The organism is Pseudohalocynthiibacter aestuariivivens (assembly GCF_018457175.1).
Classification (GTDB): domain Bacteria; phylum Pseudomonadota; class Alphaproteobacteria; order Rhodobacterales; family Rhodobacteraceae; genus Pseudohalocynthiibacter; species Pseudohalocynthiibacter aestuariivivens.
In genome coordinates this window covers 278,540-293,920 of the sequence record NZ_JAGFNU010000002.1, presented here as the reverse complement: position 1 = coordinate 293,920, position 15,381 = coordinate 278,540, and the positions used below count along the sequence as shown (strand labels likewise).

18 protein-coding genes and 1 tRNA gene are annotated in these 15,381 nt (G+C 53.6%); 9 read left to right on the top strand and 10 right to left on the bottom strand.

Annotated elements, in window-relative coordinates; all coding sequences use genetic code 11:
• Positions 1-70 precede the first annotated feature (70 nt).
• Positions 71-493, top strand: coding sequence for an RNA polymerase-binding protein DksA (dksA, locus tag J4E70_RS05365; RefSeq protein ID WP_213888158.1), 423 nt, complete (start codon positions 71-73; stop codon positions 491-493).
• 72 nt (positions 494-565) lie between these two features.
• Positions 566-1,747, top strand: a complete 1,182-nt coding sequence (locus tag J4E70_RS05360) for an FAD-dependent monooxygenase (RefSeq protein WP_213888053.1) — start codon at positions 566-568, stop codon at positions 1,745-1,747.
• Positions 1,748-1,755: 8 nt separating this feature from the next.
• On the opposite strand, the gene xth is transcribed toward J4E70_RS05360, so the two are convergent.
• Together xth and J4E70_RS05350 are read right to left on the bottom strand one after the other, a co-directional pair.
• Positions 1,756-2,535 carry an exodeoxyribonuclease III gene (gene xth / locus J4E70_RS05355; protein WP_213888052.1) on the bottom strand — a complete coding sequence of 260 codons (780 nt, stop codon included), beginning with the start codon at positions 2,533-2,535 and terminating at the stop codon, positions 1,756-1,758.
• 179 nt (positions 2,536-2,714) lie between these two features.
• Positions 2,715-3,047, bottom strand: a complete 333-nt coding sequence (locus J4E70_RS05350; RefSeq protein ID WP_213888051.1) for a HesB/IscA family protein — start codon at positions 3,045-3,047, stop codon at positions 2,715-2,717.
• A gap of 79 nt (positions 3,048-3,126) precedes the next feature.
• On the opposite strand from J4E70_RS05350, the gene J4E70_RS05345 reads away from it, so the two are divergent.
• From J4E70_RS05345 to J4E70_RS05315, 7 genes are all read left to right on the top strand, one after another.
• On the top strand, positions 3,127-4,284 hold the full coding sequence (locus tag J4E70_RS05345) for a deoxyguanosinetriphosphate triphosphohydrolase (protein WP_213888050.1): 1,158 nt from the start codon (positions 3,127-3,129) through the stop codon (positions 4,282-4,284).
• A 132-nt stretch (positions 4,285-4,416) separates the two neighbouring features.
• A complete protein-coding gene (gene argS / locus J4E70_RS05340) occupies positions 4,417-6,162 on the top strand; it encodes an arginine--tRNA ligase (RefSeq protein WP_213888049.1) in 1,746 nt (581 codons plus the stop codon).
• 76 nt (positions 6,163-6,238) lie between these two features.
• Positions 6,239-7,177, top strand: a complete 939-nt coding sequence (locus J4E70_RS05335; protein WP_213888048.1) for an SPOR domain-containing protein — start codon at positions 6,239-6,241, stop codon at positions 7,175-7,177.
• 2 nt (positions 7,178-7,179) lie between these two features.
• Positions 7,180-8,184 carry a glycoside hydrolase family 3 N-terminal domain-containing protein gene (locus J4E70_RS05330; protein ID WP_213888047.1) on the top strand — a complete coding sequence of 335 codons (1,005 nt, stop codon included), beginning with the start codon at positions 7,180-7,182 and terminating at the stop codon, positions 8,182-8,184.
• Positions 8,177-8,983: a segregation and condensation protein A gene (locus tag J4E70_RS05325; RefSeq protein ID WP_246531618.1), complete on the top strand. Its 807-nt coding sequence runs from the start codon at positions 8,177-8,179 to the stop codon at positions 8,981-8,983. Before J4E70_RS05330 ends, J4E70_RS05325 begins: the two co-directional genes overlap by 8 nt.
• Positions 8,976-9,635, top strand: coding sequence for an SMC-Scp complex subunit ScpB (gene scpB, locus J4E70_RS05320; RefSeq protein ID WP_213888046.1), 660 nt, complete (start codon positions 8,976-8,978; stop codon positions 9,633-9,635). Before J4E70_RS05325 ends, scpB begins: the two co-directional genes overlap by 8 nt.
• A 14-nt stretch (positions 9,636-9,649) precedes the next feature.
• A complete protein-coding gene (locus J4E70_RS05315; RefSeq protein ID WP_213888045.1) occupies positions 9,650-9,865 on the top strand; it encodes a hypothetical protein in 216 nt (71 codons plus the stop codon).
• A gap of 7 nt (positions 9,866-9,872) precedes the next feature.
• On the opposite strand, the gene J4E70_RS05310 is transcribed toward J4E70_RS05315, so the two are convergent.
• The 8 genes from J4E70_RS05310 to J4E70_RS05275 form a co-directional block, all read right to left on the bottom strand.
• On the bottom strand, positions 9,873-10,955 hold the full coding sequence (locus J4E70_RS05310) for a 2'-deoxycytidine 5'-triphosphate deaminase (protein ID WP_213888044.1): 1,083 nt from the start codon (positions 10,953-10,955) through the stop codon (positions 9,873-9,875).
• Positions 10,956-11,040: 85 nt separating this feature from the next.
• Positions 11,041-11,117: transfer RNA gene (locus tag J4E70_RS05305), tRNA-Pro, on the bottom strand.
• 63 nt (positions 11,118-11,180) lie between these two features.
• Positions 11,181-11,894 (bottom strand): MerR family transcriptional regulator, encoded by a 714-nt coding sequence (locus J4E70_RS19280; RefSeq protein WP_246531617.1) that lies wholly within the window; start codon positions 11,892-11,894, stop codon positions 11,181-11,183.
• 15 nt (positions 11,895-11,909) lie between these two features.
• Positions 11,910-12,212, bottom strand: a complete 303-nt coding sequence (gene ihfA, locus J4E70_RS05295; RefSeq protein WP_213888043.1) for an integration host factor subunit alpha — start codon at positions 12,210-12,212, stop codon at positions 11,910-11,912.
• A gap of 88 nt (positions 12,213-12,300) precedes the next feature.
• Entirely contained in the window at positions 12,301-13,272 is a 972-nt protein-coding gene (locus J4E70_RS05290) for a beta-ketoacyl-ACP synthase III (protein WP_213888042.1), read from the bottom strand.
• On the bottom strand, positions 13,269-14,393 hold the full coding sequence (plsX, locus tag J4E70_RS05285; protein WP_213888041.1) for a phosphate acyltransferase PlsX: 1,125 nt from the start codon (positions 14,391-14,393) through the stop codon (positions 13,269-13,271). The genes J4E70_RS05290 and plsX overlap by 4 nt, the downstream gene beginning before the upstream one ends.
• 23 nt (positions 14,394-14,416) lie before the next feature.
• Positions 14,417-14,626: a 50S ribosomal protein L32 gene (gene rpmF / locus J4E70_RS05280; protein ID WP_213888040.1), complete on the bottom strand. Its 210-nt coding sequence runs from the start codon at positions 14,624-14,626 to the stop codon at positions 14,417-14,419.
• Positions 14,627-14,803: 177 nt separating this feature from the next.
• On the bottom strand, positions 14,804-15,364 hold the full coding sequence (locus tag J4E70_RS05275) for a YceD family protein (protein ID WP_213888039.1): 561 nt from the start codon (positions 15,362-15,364) through the stop codon (positions 14,804-14,806).
• Positions 15,365-15,381: the final 17 nt, after the last annotated feature.

The window sequence follows — 15,381 nt, the reverse complement described above, 5'->3', positions numbered from 1 at the left end:
GTCATAAAGAGGGAGCCGGATGTCAGACTCACATTCAGAGCCAGTCACAGGCAAAGTTAAGGGAGCAGGTATGAAAGCCGAAGTTTTCCTACCAGACGACTATCGCCCAGCAGAAGATGAATCGTTTATGAACGAACGTCAGTTGGCGTATTTCCGACGCAAGCTGACCAACTGGAAAAACGAACTTATGGCCGATAGCAAAGATACCATCGAAGGCTTGCAAGATGGTTCACGCAACATCCCAGATGTCGCAGATCGTGCCTCGGAAGAGACAGATCGTGCATTGGAGCTGCGCACGCGTGACCGTCAGCGTAAGCTGGTTGCAAAAATTGACTCAGCACTTCGCCGTATCGATGAAGGCGAATATGGGTATTGCGAAGAAACAGGCGAACCAATTTCGTTGAAACGTCTTGATGCGCGCCCGATCGCGACGATGAGCCTCGAAGCGCAAGAACGCCACGAGAGGCAAGAAAAAGTTCATCGCGACGATTGATCGCCGTGAACAAAAATTTAGGGGGGCGCCGGGGCTGAATAGCTCTGGCGTCTTTCGTTTGAGAGGCTGGATTTGACGCTTGCGGATCAAAAAATAAAAGTTCTGGGCGCTGGCATTGGTGGGCTGGCAGCAGCGACGGCCCTTGCACGCGCTGGCGCTGACGTTACCATTCTTGAGCAGGCTGACAAAATAAGTGAAGTCGGCGCAGGCCTTCAAATCAGCCCAAATGGCGCTGTCGTGCTTCAATCGCTTGGCTTGGGAGACGCGATTCGAAAGAAAGGTTTTCGGGCCAAAGGGGTGCAGCTACGTGATTTTCGTGCAGGCAAGCTTGTCTTTGAACTTGATCTGACACGACAGGATACGCCGCAAAACTATTATTTTCTGCACCGTGCCGATCTGGTTGAAATGCTGGCAGAGTCTGCGCGCGATGCTGGTGTTAAAATCCGACTGCTGCAATGCGTTACAGAGGTTTCCTTCACTGAAAAGGGGCGTGCGTGGTTGCAGACAGCGCAGGGCGCAACCACGAAATCGGATATTTTGATTGGGGCGGATGGTGTCAATTCACCGACGCGTATCGCCCTGAATGGCGTCTCCAAACCATTTTTCACGCGCCAGGTCGCGTGGCGTGCCGTTGTGCCCGCATTAGGAAACGAGCCAGCGGTCGCAACAGTTTACATGGGCCCGGGTCGTCATTTGGTTTGCTATCCTTTGCGTGGGGGATCGATGATAAATATAGTCGCCGTGGAAGAGCGCAGAGACTGGGCGGCAGAAGGCTGGAATCATCCCGATGAGCCAGCAAATCTGCGCGCTGCGTTTGCGGAATTCTGCCCGGAAGTTCAGGCGTTGCTGGAGCGCGTCGAAACATTGCACCTTTGGGGACTGTTCAGGCATCGGGTCGCGCCAAAATGGTTCAAGAATCACACCGCGATTCTGGGTGATGCTGCGCATCCTACTTTGCCGTTCATGGCCCAGGGGGCATCAATGGCGCTGGAAGATGCCTGGACGCTCGCAGATAGTTTGCAGAAAACGACCGAGGTCGAGACAGGGCTTGCAGCGTATCAAAACCGCCGTCATGCACGCGCGACCCGTGTAATAAATGCAGCAAGTAAGAATGCCCGTAACTACCACCTGCGTCTGAAACCATTGCGTTTCGCCGCGCACACGGCTTTACGGCTGACAAACCATATCGCGCCAGATATGGCGTTGAAAAAATTTGACTGGCTCTATGGCTACGACGTGACAAAATCCAGTTAACTTTGGTGTCAGGCCGCGATATCGACCCAGACCGGCACGTGGTCAGAGGGTTTTTCACGTCCTCGTATCGCAGAATCGATCTGACAATCTCGCAATAAATCAGCGCATTGCGGCGTCATAAGGAAGTGATCAATACGAATGCCGTTGTTCCGGTTCCAGGCCCCAGCCTGATAGTCCCAGAAACTATATTGCTCGGGCAGTTGATTGCGCGCGCGAAATGCCTCGGTGAAGCCAAGGTTGACGATCTTGCGCCACGCGGTCCGGCTTTCGATGCGAAACAGGGCGTCATCAACCCAATCTTCCGGTTTTTTCGCGTCTTCTGCTTGCGGAATTATATTGTAATCCCCTGCCATTAAGGCCGGTTCTTCGCTTCTCAGTAACTCTTGCGCGCGTTTGTAGAGTCTTTCCATCCAGGCCAGTTTATAATCATACTTCGGGCCCGGTACGGGGTTGCCATTCGGGAGGTACAACCCGCAGATGCGCACCGCCTGCTCCCCGACAACTGTTGCTTCAATCCAGCGGGCTTGTTCGTCGTCATCATCGCCCGGCAGACCGCGCGTCACATCCTCCAAAGGGAGCTTGGAAAGGATCGCCACGCCATTGAAGCTTTTCTGACCATGCGTTTGAACATTGTAACCTTTGTCTTCAAACATCTCGCGAGGGAAATTTTCATCGATTGATTTAATTTCCTGCAACAGGGCAACATCAGGTTGTGCTTCATCCAGCCAATCTGAAAGTGCGTTGATCCGTGCCTTGATCCCGTTGATGTTAAATGTGGCGATTTTCATCCGGATGTCCTCACAGCGATTTCCACTTTAGTAGCTGGGGGAAAGGGGCGGGTACAAGTCTTATGATGATTTGATCATGGTAGAGAAAATATCTGTCAGACGGCGGCAAAAACAAAATGTTCGACAAATTAGCGTCGCCGGCGCAAGCGGCCGAGAACCTGATAACGCAGAACAGGCGATTACATTGAAAAACTTGTCCCACAGCCACAGCTGCTGGTCGCGTTGGGGTTTTCAATGATGAACCGCGCTCCGATCAGTTCTTCGGTGAAATCGATGACTGCATTGCTCAGAAACGGCAGTGAAATTGCATCAACCACGACTTTTTGCCCATTCTCTTCAAGGATCAGGTCATCTTTTGCTGGTGCGTCCAGTGTGATTTCGTACTGAAAGCCGGAACAACCACCGCCTTCGACCGCTACGCGCAGCGCCTTTACCTCTTTTGAGGACGCATTGATTTCTGCTAAACGCTGAAATGCGCGGGGTGTGACCTTTGGGGGCAGTGTAAGTTCCATTTTATCGCCTTATGCGCGTTTTCATATTCGTTCAAAAGCAATATAAGGATGCGAACAACAGGCGACAACAGGCAGAACCATGCGAAACGCATATGCCTCGGACCCTGCTTCAGCCCGGGGACGGCTGTACGCAGAAGAAGAGAGCGCATTTAGGTCATGTTTTCAACGTGACCGGGACCGTATTATTCATGCGTCGGCGTTTCGCCGGCTAAAGCATAAAACGCAGGTTTTTATCGAACATGAGGGCGATTACTACCGCACGCGCCTGACCCATTCGATCGAGGTCGCCCAGGTGGCACGCACGATTGCGGGTGCTTTGGGGTTAAATCCGGAACTGACCGAGGCGATCGCACTGGCGCATGATCTGGGCCATACACCGTTTGGCCATACGGGTGAAGAGGCGATGCATGTGCTGATGAAACCCTACGGTGGGTTTGATCACAATGCACAAGCGATCCGCATCGTAACATCGCTAGAACGACATTATGCCGAGTGGGACGGTCTGAATCTGACGTGGGAAACGCTTGAAGGCATCGCCAAACATAATGGCCCTGTTGTGGGTGATCTGCCCTACGCTTTGGCCGACTACAATACTGTGCATGATCTGGAACTGCATACCTACGCAAGCGCCGAAGCTCAAGTTGCGGCTTTGGCGGACGATGTCGCCTATAACAACCATGATCTACATGATGGTTTGCGTGCAGAATTGTTTTCGACCGACGAGCTTGCAGAGATGCCGCTGTTGGACGGGTGTTTCAAAAGGGTCGATGATAAATATCCCGGCCTGAACTACTACCGTCGCCGACACGAGGCCTTACGCCGTTTCTTTGGTCTTTTGGTAGAGGATGTGATCAACGTAAGTCGCGCGCGACTGGGCGATCTTTCACCTGAAACGGTGATCGACATTCGACATGCGGGCCGCCCGATGGTTCAGTTCTCTGACGATGTTTTTCAAAAGCTGAAAGTGATCCGTGAGTTTTTGTTTCACCGGATGTACCGCGCGCCAGAGGTGATCGAGATGCGCAAGGTTGTAACGCGCGTCGTGATGGAACTGTTTCCGCTTTTCATGGAGCAGACTGATCTGCTGCCAAAGCAGTGGCGCAAAGATGTTGCAGAGGCCGATGGAGAAACGGCGCTTGCCCGGATTGTTGCGGATTATATTGCCGGAATGACCGATCGCTTCGCGATCCAGGAACACGCGCGCATGATAGGCGGGGCAGAATTGCCCGACCGGTAAAAGGCGGGTCAATCGGCGATCATTGCGCTTTTTTAAACGGATAGATTGCTGGAAGACCAACAAGTCACTTTGTGAGCGTTGACCTTTGGGGGCGGCGTGGTAAACCCGCGCCAATACCTTGAGGAAACCGACATGAACCTATTCGCCGAAATCAGAACATTGGTTCTGGACAGCCTTGCAACCCTGACCGCCGAGGGCGCGCTGCCTGAGGGGCTGGGTTTTTCGAATGTTGCTGTAGAGCCACCGCGCGATGCAGCCCATGGCGATATGGCGACCAATGCGGCGATGGTTCTGGCGAAGCCTGCGGGGCTCAAGCCACGTGATATCGCGCAAAACCTGGCGGAAAAACTGTCGCAGGATCCGCGTGTTGTTCTGGCAGAAGTGGCTGGGCCGGGTTTCCTCAACCTTCGACTGGCCCCGACGATTTGGCAATCTGTCGTTCATGCAGCGCTTGTCGAAGGTGACAAATTTGGCCGCTCGAATGTGGGGCAGGGCAGACGGGTGAATGTTGAATATGTTTCCGCCAACCCCACAGGCCCGCTTCATGTTGGTCACACGCGGGGTGCGGTTTTTGGTGATGCTCTGGCGAGCCTGCTTGATTTCGCTGGCTATGACGTAACGCGTGAATATTACATCAACGATGGTGGCGCGCAGGTCGATGTGCTCGCCCGGTCTGTCTATCTTCGGTATCTCGAAGCGCATGGTCAGGACGTTGCCTTTGAAGACGGAACTTACCCAGGCGATTACCTCATTCCGGTTGGTGCCGAACTGAAGGAAAAGGTCGGTGATGCATACGTCGGAAAGGGTGAAGACGTCTGGCTGGCTGACGTGCGGGAATTTGCCACCGAAGCAATGATGGGCTTGATCCGCGACGATCTAAAGTCGCTTGGCGTTGAGATGGATCGCTTTTTTAGCGAAAAATCATTGTATGGCACCGGCTTGATCGAAGCTGCATTGGCTGATCTGGAAAGCAAAGGGCTACTTTACGAAGGCGTTCTTGAGCCGCCAAAGGGCAAAACCCTGGAAGACTGGGAACCGCGTCAGCAGACGCTTTTCAAATCAACGGAACACGGGGATGATGTTGATCGGCCTGTCAAAAAATCTGACGGAAGCTGGACCTATTTCGCACCGGATATAGCCTATCACTATGACAAGGTGCAGCGCGGGTATGATGCGCTGATCGACGTCTTTGGCGCTGACCACGGCGGTTACGTCAAGCGGATGAAAGCGGCGGTGTCCGCACTGTCTGGGGGCAAGGTCACGCTTGATATCAAGCTGACGCAACTGGTGAAACTTTATAAGGACGGCGAGCCGTTCAAGATGTCGAAACGGGCAGGGACCTTTGTGACCCTGCGCGATGTCGTGGATCAGGTCGGCCCTGGCGTGACCCGCTTTGTGATGCTGACACGCAAAAACGATGCACCACTTGATTTTGATTTCGCCCATGTGCTCGAGCAGTCTAAAGATAATCCTGTGTTTTATGTGCAATATGCCCATGCGCGGGTGAATTCCGTTTTGCGCAAAGCGCGAGAGGCGGGAATTGCGGTTGATGATGCAACCCTTGCATCTGCGGACCTGAGCCAGTTGTCTCATGACTCAGAACTGGAAGTGGCTAAAAAATTGGCCGAATGGCCCCGTTTGATAGAGATCGCTGCACGTACGAATGAACCTCACCGTGTTGCGTTTTACCTTTATGAATTAGCGTCTGATTTTCATGCGCTTTGGAACAAAGGCAATGAATTGCCGGAATTGCGGTTCCTGCAAGAGGGTAAAACAGAAACGTCACAGGCAAAAATCGCCTTAATACGCAGTGTTGCCGTTGTTATTTCTGCAGGTCTTGGTATCTTAGGTGTAGAGCCAGTCGAGGAAATGCGCTGAAAACAAGTGCAATCGACGCTCTCATGAGGCAGCAAGACAGACCGATCCGCGTGGCGGAAAGGGCAGTGAGGCAACAATGGCAGACGTTGAATACAACGCATATCGGCGTACGGAAGACTCCGATGTCGGCAATGAAATGACATTTTTGGCAAATTGGACAGGCGCGCTCCTATCCGTGGCCCTGATTGTGGGGCTCGCGGTATGGGGGTATCGTTTGGCGGTACGTGACGTAACTGGCGTTCCTGTCGTGCGCGCTTTGGAAGGGCCGATGCGGGTTCAGCCTGAAGATCCTGGGGGGCGGCAAGCCTCTCATCAGGGCCTATCCGTCAACTCTGTTCAGTCAGAAGGACAGGCGGCCCCAACGGCTGATCGACTGATCCTTGCGCCAAGCCCAATTGAACTGATTGCGGCGGATCGGCCGGTTGCGCGTGCTGATGCCGCTTCGCCGGTCAGAGCTGACGTGACAGAACCCGCTGAAGATATCCCCGTTCTGGTCGCTATGACCGATGTTTCTGACGAAACAAACGCTGCGGTTCAGGAACTGGCCGAGCAGATCGCCGCGACAGCGACAGAGACAGAAGCCGCACAACAAACGCCAGCCCGCAAAGATGTTGTCGATGCATCGGTTCCGGGTGTGTCGCGTTCGCTTCGGCCCATTGCACGTCCCGAAGATGCGGTGATCCATCAGGCGGTTGCCTCCGCCGAGGCGGCAGTGACAGCCGCAGTTGCCTCTGCTAACGAAGATGCGCCCCTCGAAATTGCGCCCGGCACGCGGCTCGTCCAACTTGGCGCTTTTGACAGTGCCGAGCAGGCCGTAACTGTTTGGATGCAACTGGCTACAGATTTCGATGAATATTTCGAAGACAAATCGCGCGTCGTTCAGGAAGCAACCAGTGGTGGGCGAAAGTTTTACCGTCTGCGTGCCTTGGGGTTTGCTGATATCAATGATGCGCGCCGGTTCTGCGCAGTTTTGCTGGCAAAAGACGCAGCCTGTATTCCAGTGGTTGTTCGCTAAGGATGGGGCAGGGCGCCTATATTTTTGGCTGCAGCGGAACAGTGTTGCAATCAAAAGAAATCGCGTTTTTCAATGAATCTGACCCTTGGGGTTTTATTCTCTTTGCTCGAAATGTTGAATCGCCGGTTCAGCTAAGAAAACTCACCAATGATCTGCGTTCATCAGTGGGGCGTGATGCCCCAATTCTGATCGACCAAGAAGGTGGCCGTGTGGCCCGGTTAACCCAACCGCACTGGCGGCAATGGCAAGCACCGCTCGATCAGGTTGCATCTTACCCTGATCAGGCAGAGCGCAGCATGTATTTGCGGTACAGGGTAATTGCGGCAGAGCTTCGTGATGTTGGGGTTGATGTAAACTGCGTGCCATGTGCCGATATCGCATTTCCGGATACTCACCCGGTCCTGCACAACCGCTGTTATGGCAGTGATGCAGAAACCGTTGTTCGGGTGTCCCGCCATGTTGCGAACGCTAGTCTTGATGGCGGCGTGTTACCTGTTGTGAAACATATTCCGGGACACGGGCGTGCGACCCTGGATAGCCACGTCGATTTGCCTCGCGTTGGAGCTGGCTTGTCTGAGCTTGAGGAAACAGACTTTTCAACATTCCGGCAGCTATCTGACTTACCGCTCGGGATGAGTGCCCATGTCGTCTATGATGCGTTGGACAAGGACCCCGCAACGACATCCAAGGTGATGATCAATAGAATCCGAGATGACATTGGTTTTGATGGCTTGCTGATGACAGATGACATCTCGATGCAGGCATTGTCAGGGGATGTTAAAAGCCGCACGCAGGCCTCTCTGCGCGCTGGATGTGACCTGATTTTGCACTGCAATGGTGAGAGGGCTGAAATGGAACAGATTGCTGATACAGCAGGTCATCTGGCCCAGAGTGCGCAGAAACGGGCCGACGCGGCGATTCTGGCGCGCAAAACGCCTAAACCGTTTGACATTACAGCCGCAGAAGCAGAGCTTGAATCGCTGTTAGGCGAGCGGATAAATGGCTGAAGACGGATTTGACATGGTAGAGGCTGACGTAAAAGAAAGCGTCGAGGAACGGTTGGCCGCCGAAGCCCTTATCATTGACGTCGACGGATACGAAGGACCACTTGATCTGCTTCTGACCCTGTCGCGCACTCAAAAGGTTGATCTGCGTAAGATATCTGTTCTTGATCTTTCGCGTCAGTACCTTGCTTTTATCGAACGCGCCAAAAGCCTTAGGATCGAACTGGCGGCAGATTACCTTGTTATGGCGGCGTGGCTCGCGTTTTTGAAATCGCGGTTGCTACTGCCGCCCGATCCGAACGAAGAGGGGCCGTCGGGTGAAGAACTGGCCGCGCATTTGGCGTTCCAGCTTGAACGTCTGCAGGCTATGCGCGATTCCGCCGCACGGCTTATGGCGCGGGACCAGTTGGGGCGCGACTTCTTTCGCCGTGGTTTGCCAGAAGATGTTTCACGCGTGCGCCGCACGACATATAAAGCGACCTTGCTGGATCTGATGCAGGCCTATGCAAGAATTCGCACGAAGGATGAGTTTCGCCCATACCAGATGGATCGCGACGCTGTCTTCACTATGAAACAGGCGCTTGAACGCATGCGCGGCCTGATCGGCTATTCCGTGGACTGGACAGAGCTTGTGAGCTACCTGCCGGAAGGATGGGAAAGTGATCCGGCCCGACGCCGTAGTGCAACGGCATCCACCTTTGCCGCTTCGCTTGAATTAGCGAAAGCTGGTAAGATTGAAATGAGACAGGGCGCGATGTTTGAGCCCATTCAGATACGTAAGAAGGCCGGCGAAAATGGCTGATACCGACGAAATTGAGAACGAAAGCCTTTTCGAAGCGCCACCAATGGCTGAGCAGGAACGCATGGTTGAGGCGATCCTTTTCGCGAGTGCTGACCCCGTTACGGTGAAAGAACTTGAAGCGCGGATGCCGCATGGCAGCGACGCCGCCGAAGCGTTGGTTTACCTGCGTAAACGCTATAATGGCCGGGGTGTTGCAATATCAAAAGTCGGGGATGCCTGGGCGATCCGCACCGCGCCCGATCTTGGGTTTCTGATGCAGAAAGAAACGGTTGAGACGCGCAAGCTGTCCCGTGCAGCGATAGAAACGCTTGCGATTATTGCCTATCACCAGCCTGTCACACGGGCAGAGATTGAAGAAATTCGTGGCGTTTCCGTCAGCCGTGGTACAGTTGATCAATTGCTTGAACTGGAATGGATCCGGTTCGGACGGCGCCGCATGACGCCGGGCCGGCCTGTCACTTTTGTTGTGACGCAGGAATTCCTGGATCACTTTGGTCTGGAAAATGCGCGCGACTTACCCGGCATAAAAGAGCTTCGCGCCGCCGGGTTACTGGAAAACAGACCACCACCAGGACTTATGCTGGGTTTGTCCGGTGAAACGGACGATGAAGAAGAAGCCGAAGAAGGCCAAAGCGAATTGTTTGAGGATTAAAGCAGAGGTGCGATATGAACATCAACCAGATCATTAACATGATCACCAGATTGGTCATGAGAAAACTGATCAATAAAGGGATTAATAAGGGAATTGATTTGGCCGCCAACCGTGGCAAGGTGCCTGCGGATATGACGCCGGAAGAACAACAGCAAGCAAAACAGGCCCGCGAAACGGCCAAGCGCGCCAAACAAGCAGCGCGAATCACCAGACGGATCACAAGGCTTTAAAAAAATACTACAAAGTCTTGAAATGTTTAGATAATTTTAGTCCCTGACCCTGATAGTTGGACGCGATTCCCGCGCCATACAATTGGGTCGGAACATCAGACATCTGTTCGTAAACCAATCTGCCAACCACCTGCCCGTGTTCCAGCACAAACGGCGCTTCGTGACAGCGCACTTCAAGTACCCCGCGTGACCCGCTACCGCCTGCTGCATCATGCCCAAAGCCCGGGTCAAAGAAACCTGCGTAGTGAACGCGGAACTCACCAACCATTGCGAGGTAAGGCGCCATTTCCGCGGCGCAATCGGGGGGGATATGAACCGCTTCGCGGCTTACGAGTATGTAAAACGCGCCGGGGTCTAGGATGATGCGCCCCTCGCTCGTGTGGATCGGCTCCCAATATTCAGCTGGATCGTAGTGCCCGATAAGGTCAAGGTCGATCAACCCGGTATGCGGTTTGGCACGAAATCCGACCAGATCGCCATTCTCCGGCCTGAGGTCAACCGAAAACCCTAATCCCTGATCGATGTGGGCGTCGCCTGAAACCAGGCCAACATCGGCCTGACGGGCACGAAGTTCCTCGTCACTTAGCACAGCTTGCCCGCTACGAAACCTGATCTGGTTCAGACGCATTCCGGGCCGTACCAGTACAGAAAACGATCTGGGGCATATCTCTGCGTAAAGTGGGCCAGTGTAACCCGGTGTGATCCGGTCAAACTCGACCCCACCGTCCGTTATGGTTCTTGTCAGAAGGTCAAGCCGCCCTGTCGAGCTTTTGGCATTCGCAACCGCCTGAATGTTGTCGGGCAGATTCAGCTTTTCCATCAAGGGCACAACGTACACGGCACCCTTTTCCAATACAGCACCAGAGGTGAGGTCAATCTGATGCATTTCAAATTCACCTAGCCGGTTCGCAACGGTAGCACCTGAACCCGCAAGAAAAGAGGCACGCACACGGTAAGCAGTGTTCCCAAGACGCAAATCAAGCGACGCAGGCTGGATTTGTTCAGCCAGGATGTCGGGGCTTGCAGAAATTATGCCCTCTTCGATCATTTGTTGAAGCGCCTGATTTGGAAGTACGCCAGGTTTTGTCATGCTTTGAAAGTTCCTTTGGGCCTTGGCAATCCGGCTTTTTAAACAAAACCGCCCGGCGCCAGATTGGCACGGACGGTTTTAAGTATGGTCGGGCTAGCAGGACTTGAACCTGCGGCCTTCCGTCCCCCAGACGGACGCGCTACCAGACTGCGCCATAGCCCGACATGCGCGCATTCATACTGTTTTTGTTGACGGGGACAAGGTGGAATACGCATATTTTTGAGGTCAGCCACGCGCCGCCTTCGCCATTTTTTCGCGAATAGCCAGCAGCTTGTCGTGGATTTCCGTCAGACGGACCCGATTTTGCTTCAGACGCTCTGGATTCGCTGCGCGCAACAAAACAAGGACAGGCTTTTCTTCGGGTAGGGGGCCTGCATCTGGCGGGTCCTCCGGGACAGTAACGTTTCTGGCCTTTGGTGCCTTTGCAACAGGGGCCGCCTCTTTAGCTGCGGGCTGTTCTGTGGCGACTTTTGTTTCCGGCTCAATATCAACGACGTGTTCTGACGCAGTCTCTTCAGAGGCATCGGATGGGTCTTGTTTGGTTTCCGCTTTCGTTGCCGGTTTCACGACAGGCTCTGTTGTTTCGGCCGGCGTGGCTTTTGTCACCGGCATATCGATGACATTATTGTCAGAGCTTGAGGATTTTGAGATTTGGGTCAAATCGTCCAAAGGTTGAGACTTGGCGGCGACTGATTTCACGCCTTCGGCTTGCAGCAGTTTCTGCACACCTTTGATCGTCATCCCATCTTCATGCAATAACCGCTTGATACCGCCTAGCAGTAACATATCGTTTGGTCGGTAATAACGCCGTCCGCCAGCACGCTTAACAGGTTTGACCTGTGAAAACCGGCTCTCCCAAAAACGAAGAACATGCGCAGGCGTATCTAACCAATCAGCGACTTCACGTATTGTTCGAAAGGCGTCAGGCGATTTTGCCATGCCTGGGAATCCTACCTAGCGCTTGTTCCCGGAGGCGACCCTGTCCTTCATCAAATGTGAAGGGCGAAAAGTCATCACGCGGCGCGGATGAATCGGAACTTCCTGGCCAGTTTTGGGATTGCGTCCTATTCTGGCCGCTTTGTCACGGATGCTGAATGTTCCAAATGACGAAATCTTTACAGACTGACCTGCAACCAAAGCGTCCGACATATGGGACAACACACTTTCGACGAGCTGTGCAGAGTCATTACGGGAAAGACCAACCTCACGAAAAACGGCTTCGCTCAGATCCATACGTGTAAGTGTTTTGTCGCTCATTACGCCCCCCTTTGGTTTCGGCCAGCATAGAGGGAGGTAAATTTCCGAGTCAATATCAATGGCTTGTGGGATGCCCTTAAAACAGCATTTACCAGCGGATTACCACCGATCCCCACGCCAAACCGCCGCCAATTGCCTCTGTGACCACCAAATCACCCTGTTTTATCTGCCCGCGCTCTTTGCCGACCGACAAAGCCAAGGGAATCGATGCGGCGGAGGTATTGCCATGATCCTGAACAGTTACAACCACACGGTCCATCGGAACCTGCATGCGTTGGGCCGTGCCTTTGATGATCCGCAGGTTGGCTTGGTGGGGTACGATCCAGTCAACGTCACCACTGCTTAAGCCGGCTTTTTCAAGCGCTGCGTGAGCGGTTGCAGCCAGCTTTTCCACTGCGTGGCGGAACACTTCTTTGCCCTGCATCCGCAAATGGCCGGTTGTGCCTGTTGACGTTCCACCGTCCACATAAAGCAAGTCTTTGTACTGACCGTCAGAATGTAAATCTGACGACAGAATGCCGCGATCATCCGGAGTGCCCTTGCCATTCTCAGCCACTAAAACCAACGCCCCCGCACCATCACCAAACAGAACGCTGGTCGTGCGATCAGACCAATCCATCAGACGGCTGAAGGTTTCTGCGCCGATAACCAAAACCCGCTGCGCCTGGCCTGATACGATCAGCGCATTGGCATTGGACAATGCGTAGACAAAGCCTGCACAGACCGCCTGGACATCAAAAGCGTACCCCCGGGTCATTCCCAGAGAGGCCTGAACCATCGTCGCAGTGGAAGGAAAGGTGAAATCTGCGGTAGATGTCGCAAGAACCAACGCGTCGATATCATCGGGCACTAGGCCCGCGTCTTCCAGAGCTGCCTTGGCGGCCCGTGTTGCCAAGTCTGAAGTTGTTTGCCCTTCAGCAGCAAAATGCCGCCGTTCAATGCCCGAACGGGACCGAATCCATTCGTCGCTTGTGTCGATTGTTTTTTCAAATTCGCTGTTCGGGACTACTCGTTCAGGCAAATAATGCCCAACGCCCTTTACGACGGCGCGTATTGTCATTCGGTCCTACCGTTATTGTCCCCAATTGAAGGGTTATCTTGTCTTTCAACCAACACGGATGCAACCCGCGCCGCGATTTTCTCTGAAAATTCGGACTGCGCGAGCGTGAATGCAAGCTTTATCGCTGCTGAAACGCCGGTTTCATCCGCTGCACCGTGCGATTTGATCACAGTGCCGTTCAGACCGAGAAATACACCGCCATTCACGCGGCGCGGATCTATGCGTTCTGTCAGGCGGCGCAAAGACGTCAGCGCGAAAAGAGCGCCGAGACGTGACAGGGGGCTGTGCCTGAACGCAGCATTCAGAAATTCGCGGATCAAGGTGGCCGTCCCTTCGCCGGTCTTAAGGGCGATGTTTCCGGTAAAGCCGTCTGTCACAATCACATCAACCCGGTTTGAGGGAATGTCGCCGCCTTCAACGAAACCGACATACTCAAAATTTGCGCCTTTTGACGCTTCGCTGATCAGGTCGTTTGCAACTTTCAGTTCTGCACGACCTTTGTGTTCTTCTGTCCCGACGTTCAGCAAACCGATTCGGGGTCGCTTGATATCCATACCGTTACGGGCATAAGACGCGCCCATAAGCGCATATTGAAGCAGGTCTTCCTGATCGGCGCGAATATCCGCTCCGACGTCCAGCATGATGTTAAAGCCGCCAGGGTTGCGAGACGGCCAAAGACAGGCGATTGCAGGTCTGTTTATGCCGGGGAGTTTGCGCAACCTGATCATCGACAACGCCATGAGCGCACCGGTGTTGCCACAGGAAACTGCAACGGTCGCTTCGCCATTTCGGACAGCTTCGATCGTTGACCACATGGAACTGTCTTTGCCGTTGCGGACAACGTTGCTGGGTTTGTCATCCATCGTGACAACGCTGTCAGAATGGCGAACCTCACAGACATCAGCAAGTCCGTGGCGCTTGCTGATCAGCTGTTCCAGCTGTGTCTTATCGCCGTGTATGATAAAGCCGATTTCTGGATTTTTCTCAGCAGAAAGCGCAATACCGGCGACAACTGCCGCCGGTCCATGATCTCCGCCCATAGCGTCAACAGAAATAACTGTGAGCTGCGAAACGGTGCCTGAGGCACCCGAGCTAGTTTGATTGGAAGTTTCCGTCACCATGCCCGGTCTGCCAGAAGACGGGCTTAAGCCGCGTCTTCTTCGTCCAGGTCAACTTCGTCTGCCAGTGCGACAACTTCACGGTCAGCATAGTGACCGCAAGCACCACATACGTGGTGTGGACGTTTCAGTTCGCCACAGTTTGGGCATTCCGCTGGGTTGCCAGCAACCAATGCGTCGTGCGAACGGCGGTTGTTGCGGCGCGACCGCGTAATTTTACTCTTTGGGACAGCCATGTCACTACCTCAGTCATTTGGGGTAAAACCCCGATGTTTCCTGGCGATCAGGTGTTTCTACGCACGTGCGCATCACTGCCAAACCTACCGTATAAAGAGGCCGGGAACATACTGCGTTTCCCAGCCTGCGCAAGACTTTTCTTGACCTAATTCAAAGCTTCGTTACCTGCATCTGTCTTAACTGTCTTTTTGCAGTTTGTCACGCAATGCCGCAAGCCCTGCAAATGGCCGGGCTTCTTCATCGCTCATTGCTTGTTTGCCAGGTTCTGTAAATGCCGATTCTTCAAGTTTTGCGTCAGCCACTTTGGGATATAACGGTAGCGCGAGGGTCAGTGCCTCCTGCATAACCAAGCCAATATCTATGTGGTTGCCAAGTTGCTCAATGGAATCATCTTCCGGGGTCTCTTCAATACTTTCCGCCTCAAAATCCGGAAGCGTTGACATGAAGACCCGTGTTACAGGTTCGTCAATTCGCGTTACGACAGGCGCGAGAGTAAGAATACAAGGTTGAACAACCGTTGCTCCAAGCATCGCTTCCAGTCGCCAGTCAGATTTTCCCTGCGGACTTAGCCGCCCCAAAAGGCGCAGCTTTCGAACTTCGGTAATTCCAAGTGCTTTTGCCAGAGATTTAAGCTCCGGCCCATTGGGCCGAAGATCAAAATGAGTGGGCTTGCGTGTCGGAAGATCAGCCACGCGCAAAAGATGTTCAACCGGCTGAGTATCTGAAAGTTCATTCATAGAGATTGTGCATCCTT

Excerpts from the sequence above, each read along its gene's own strand:
- dksA (WP_213888158.1), top strand. The coding sequence starts at position 71 with ATGAAAGCCGAAGTTTTCCTACCAGACGACTATCGCCCAGCAGAAGAT.
- xth (WP_213888052.1), bottom strand. The coding sequence starts at position 2,535 with ATGAAAATCGCCACATTTAACATCAACGGGATCAAGGCACGGATCAAC.
- J4E70_RS05350 (WP_213888051.1), bottom strand. The coding sequence starts at position 3,047 with ATGGAACTTACACTGCCCCCAAAGGTCACACCCCGCGCATTTCAGCGT.
- J4E70_RS05345 (WP_213888050.1), top strand. The coding sequence starts at position 3,127 with ATGCGAAACGCATATGCCTCGGACCCTGCTTCAGCCCGGGGACGGCTG.
- argS (WP_213888049.1), top strand. The coding sequence starts at position 4,417 with ATGAACCTATTCGCCGAAATCAGAACATTGGTTCTGGACAGCCTTGCA.
- J4E70_RS05335 (WP_213888048.1), top strand. The coding sequence starts at position 6,239 with ATGGCAGACGTTGAATACAACGCATATCGGCGTACGGAAGACTCCGAT.
- J4E70_RS05330 (WP_213888047.1), top strand. The coding sequence starts at position 7,180 with ATGGGGCAGGGCGCCTATATTTTTGGCTGCAGCGGAACAGTGTTGCAA.
- J4E70_RS05325 (WP_246531618.1), top strand. The coding sequence starts at position 8,177 with ATGGCTGAAGACGGATTTGACATGGTAGAGGCTGACGTAAAAGAAAGC.
- scpB (WP_213888046.1), top strand. The coding sequence starts at position 8,976 with ATGGCTGATACCGACGAAATTGAGAACGAAAGCCTTTTCGAAGCGCCA.
- J4E70_RS05315 (WP_213888045.1), top strand. The coding sequence starts at position 9,650 with ATGAACATCAACCAGATCATTAACATGATCACCAGATTGGTCATGAGA.
- J4E70_RS05310 (WP_213888044.1), bottom strand. The coding sequence starts at position 10,955 with ATGACAAAACCTGGCGTACTTCCAAATCAGGCGCTTCAACAAATGATC.
- J4E70_RS19280 (WP_246531617.1), bottom strand. The coding sequence starts at position 11,894 with ATGGCAAAATCGCCTGACGCCTTTCGAACAATACGTGAAGTCGCTGAT.
- ihfA (WP_213888043.1), bottom strand. The coding sequence starts at position 12,212 with ATGAGCGACAAAACACTTACACGTATGGATCTGAGCGAAGCCGTTTTT.
- J4E70_RS05290 (WP_213888042.1), bottom strand. The coding sequence starts at position 13,272 with ATGACAATACGCGCCGTCGTAAAGGGCGTTGGGCATTATTTGCCTGAA.
- plsX (WP_213888041.1), bottom strand. The coding sequence starts at position 14,393 with ATGGTGACGGAAACTTCCAATCAAACTAGCTCGGGTGCCTCAGGCACC.
- rpmF (WP_213888040.1), bottom strand. The coding sequence starts at position 14,626 with ATGGCTGTCCCAAAGAGTAAAATTACGCGGTCGCGCCGCAACAACCGC.
- J4E70_RS05275 (WP_213888039.1), bottom strand. The coding sequence starts at position 15,364 with ATGAATGAACTTTCAGATACTCAGCCGGTTGAACATCTTTTGCGCGTG.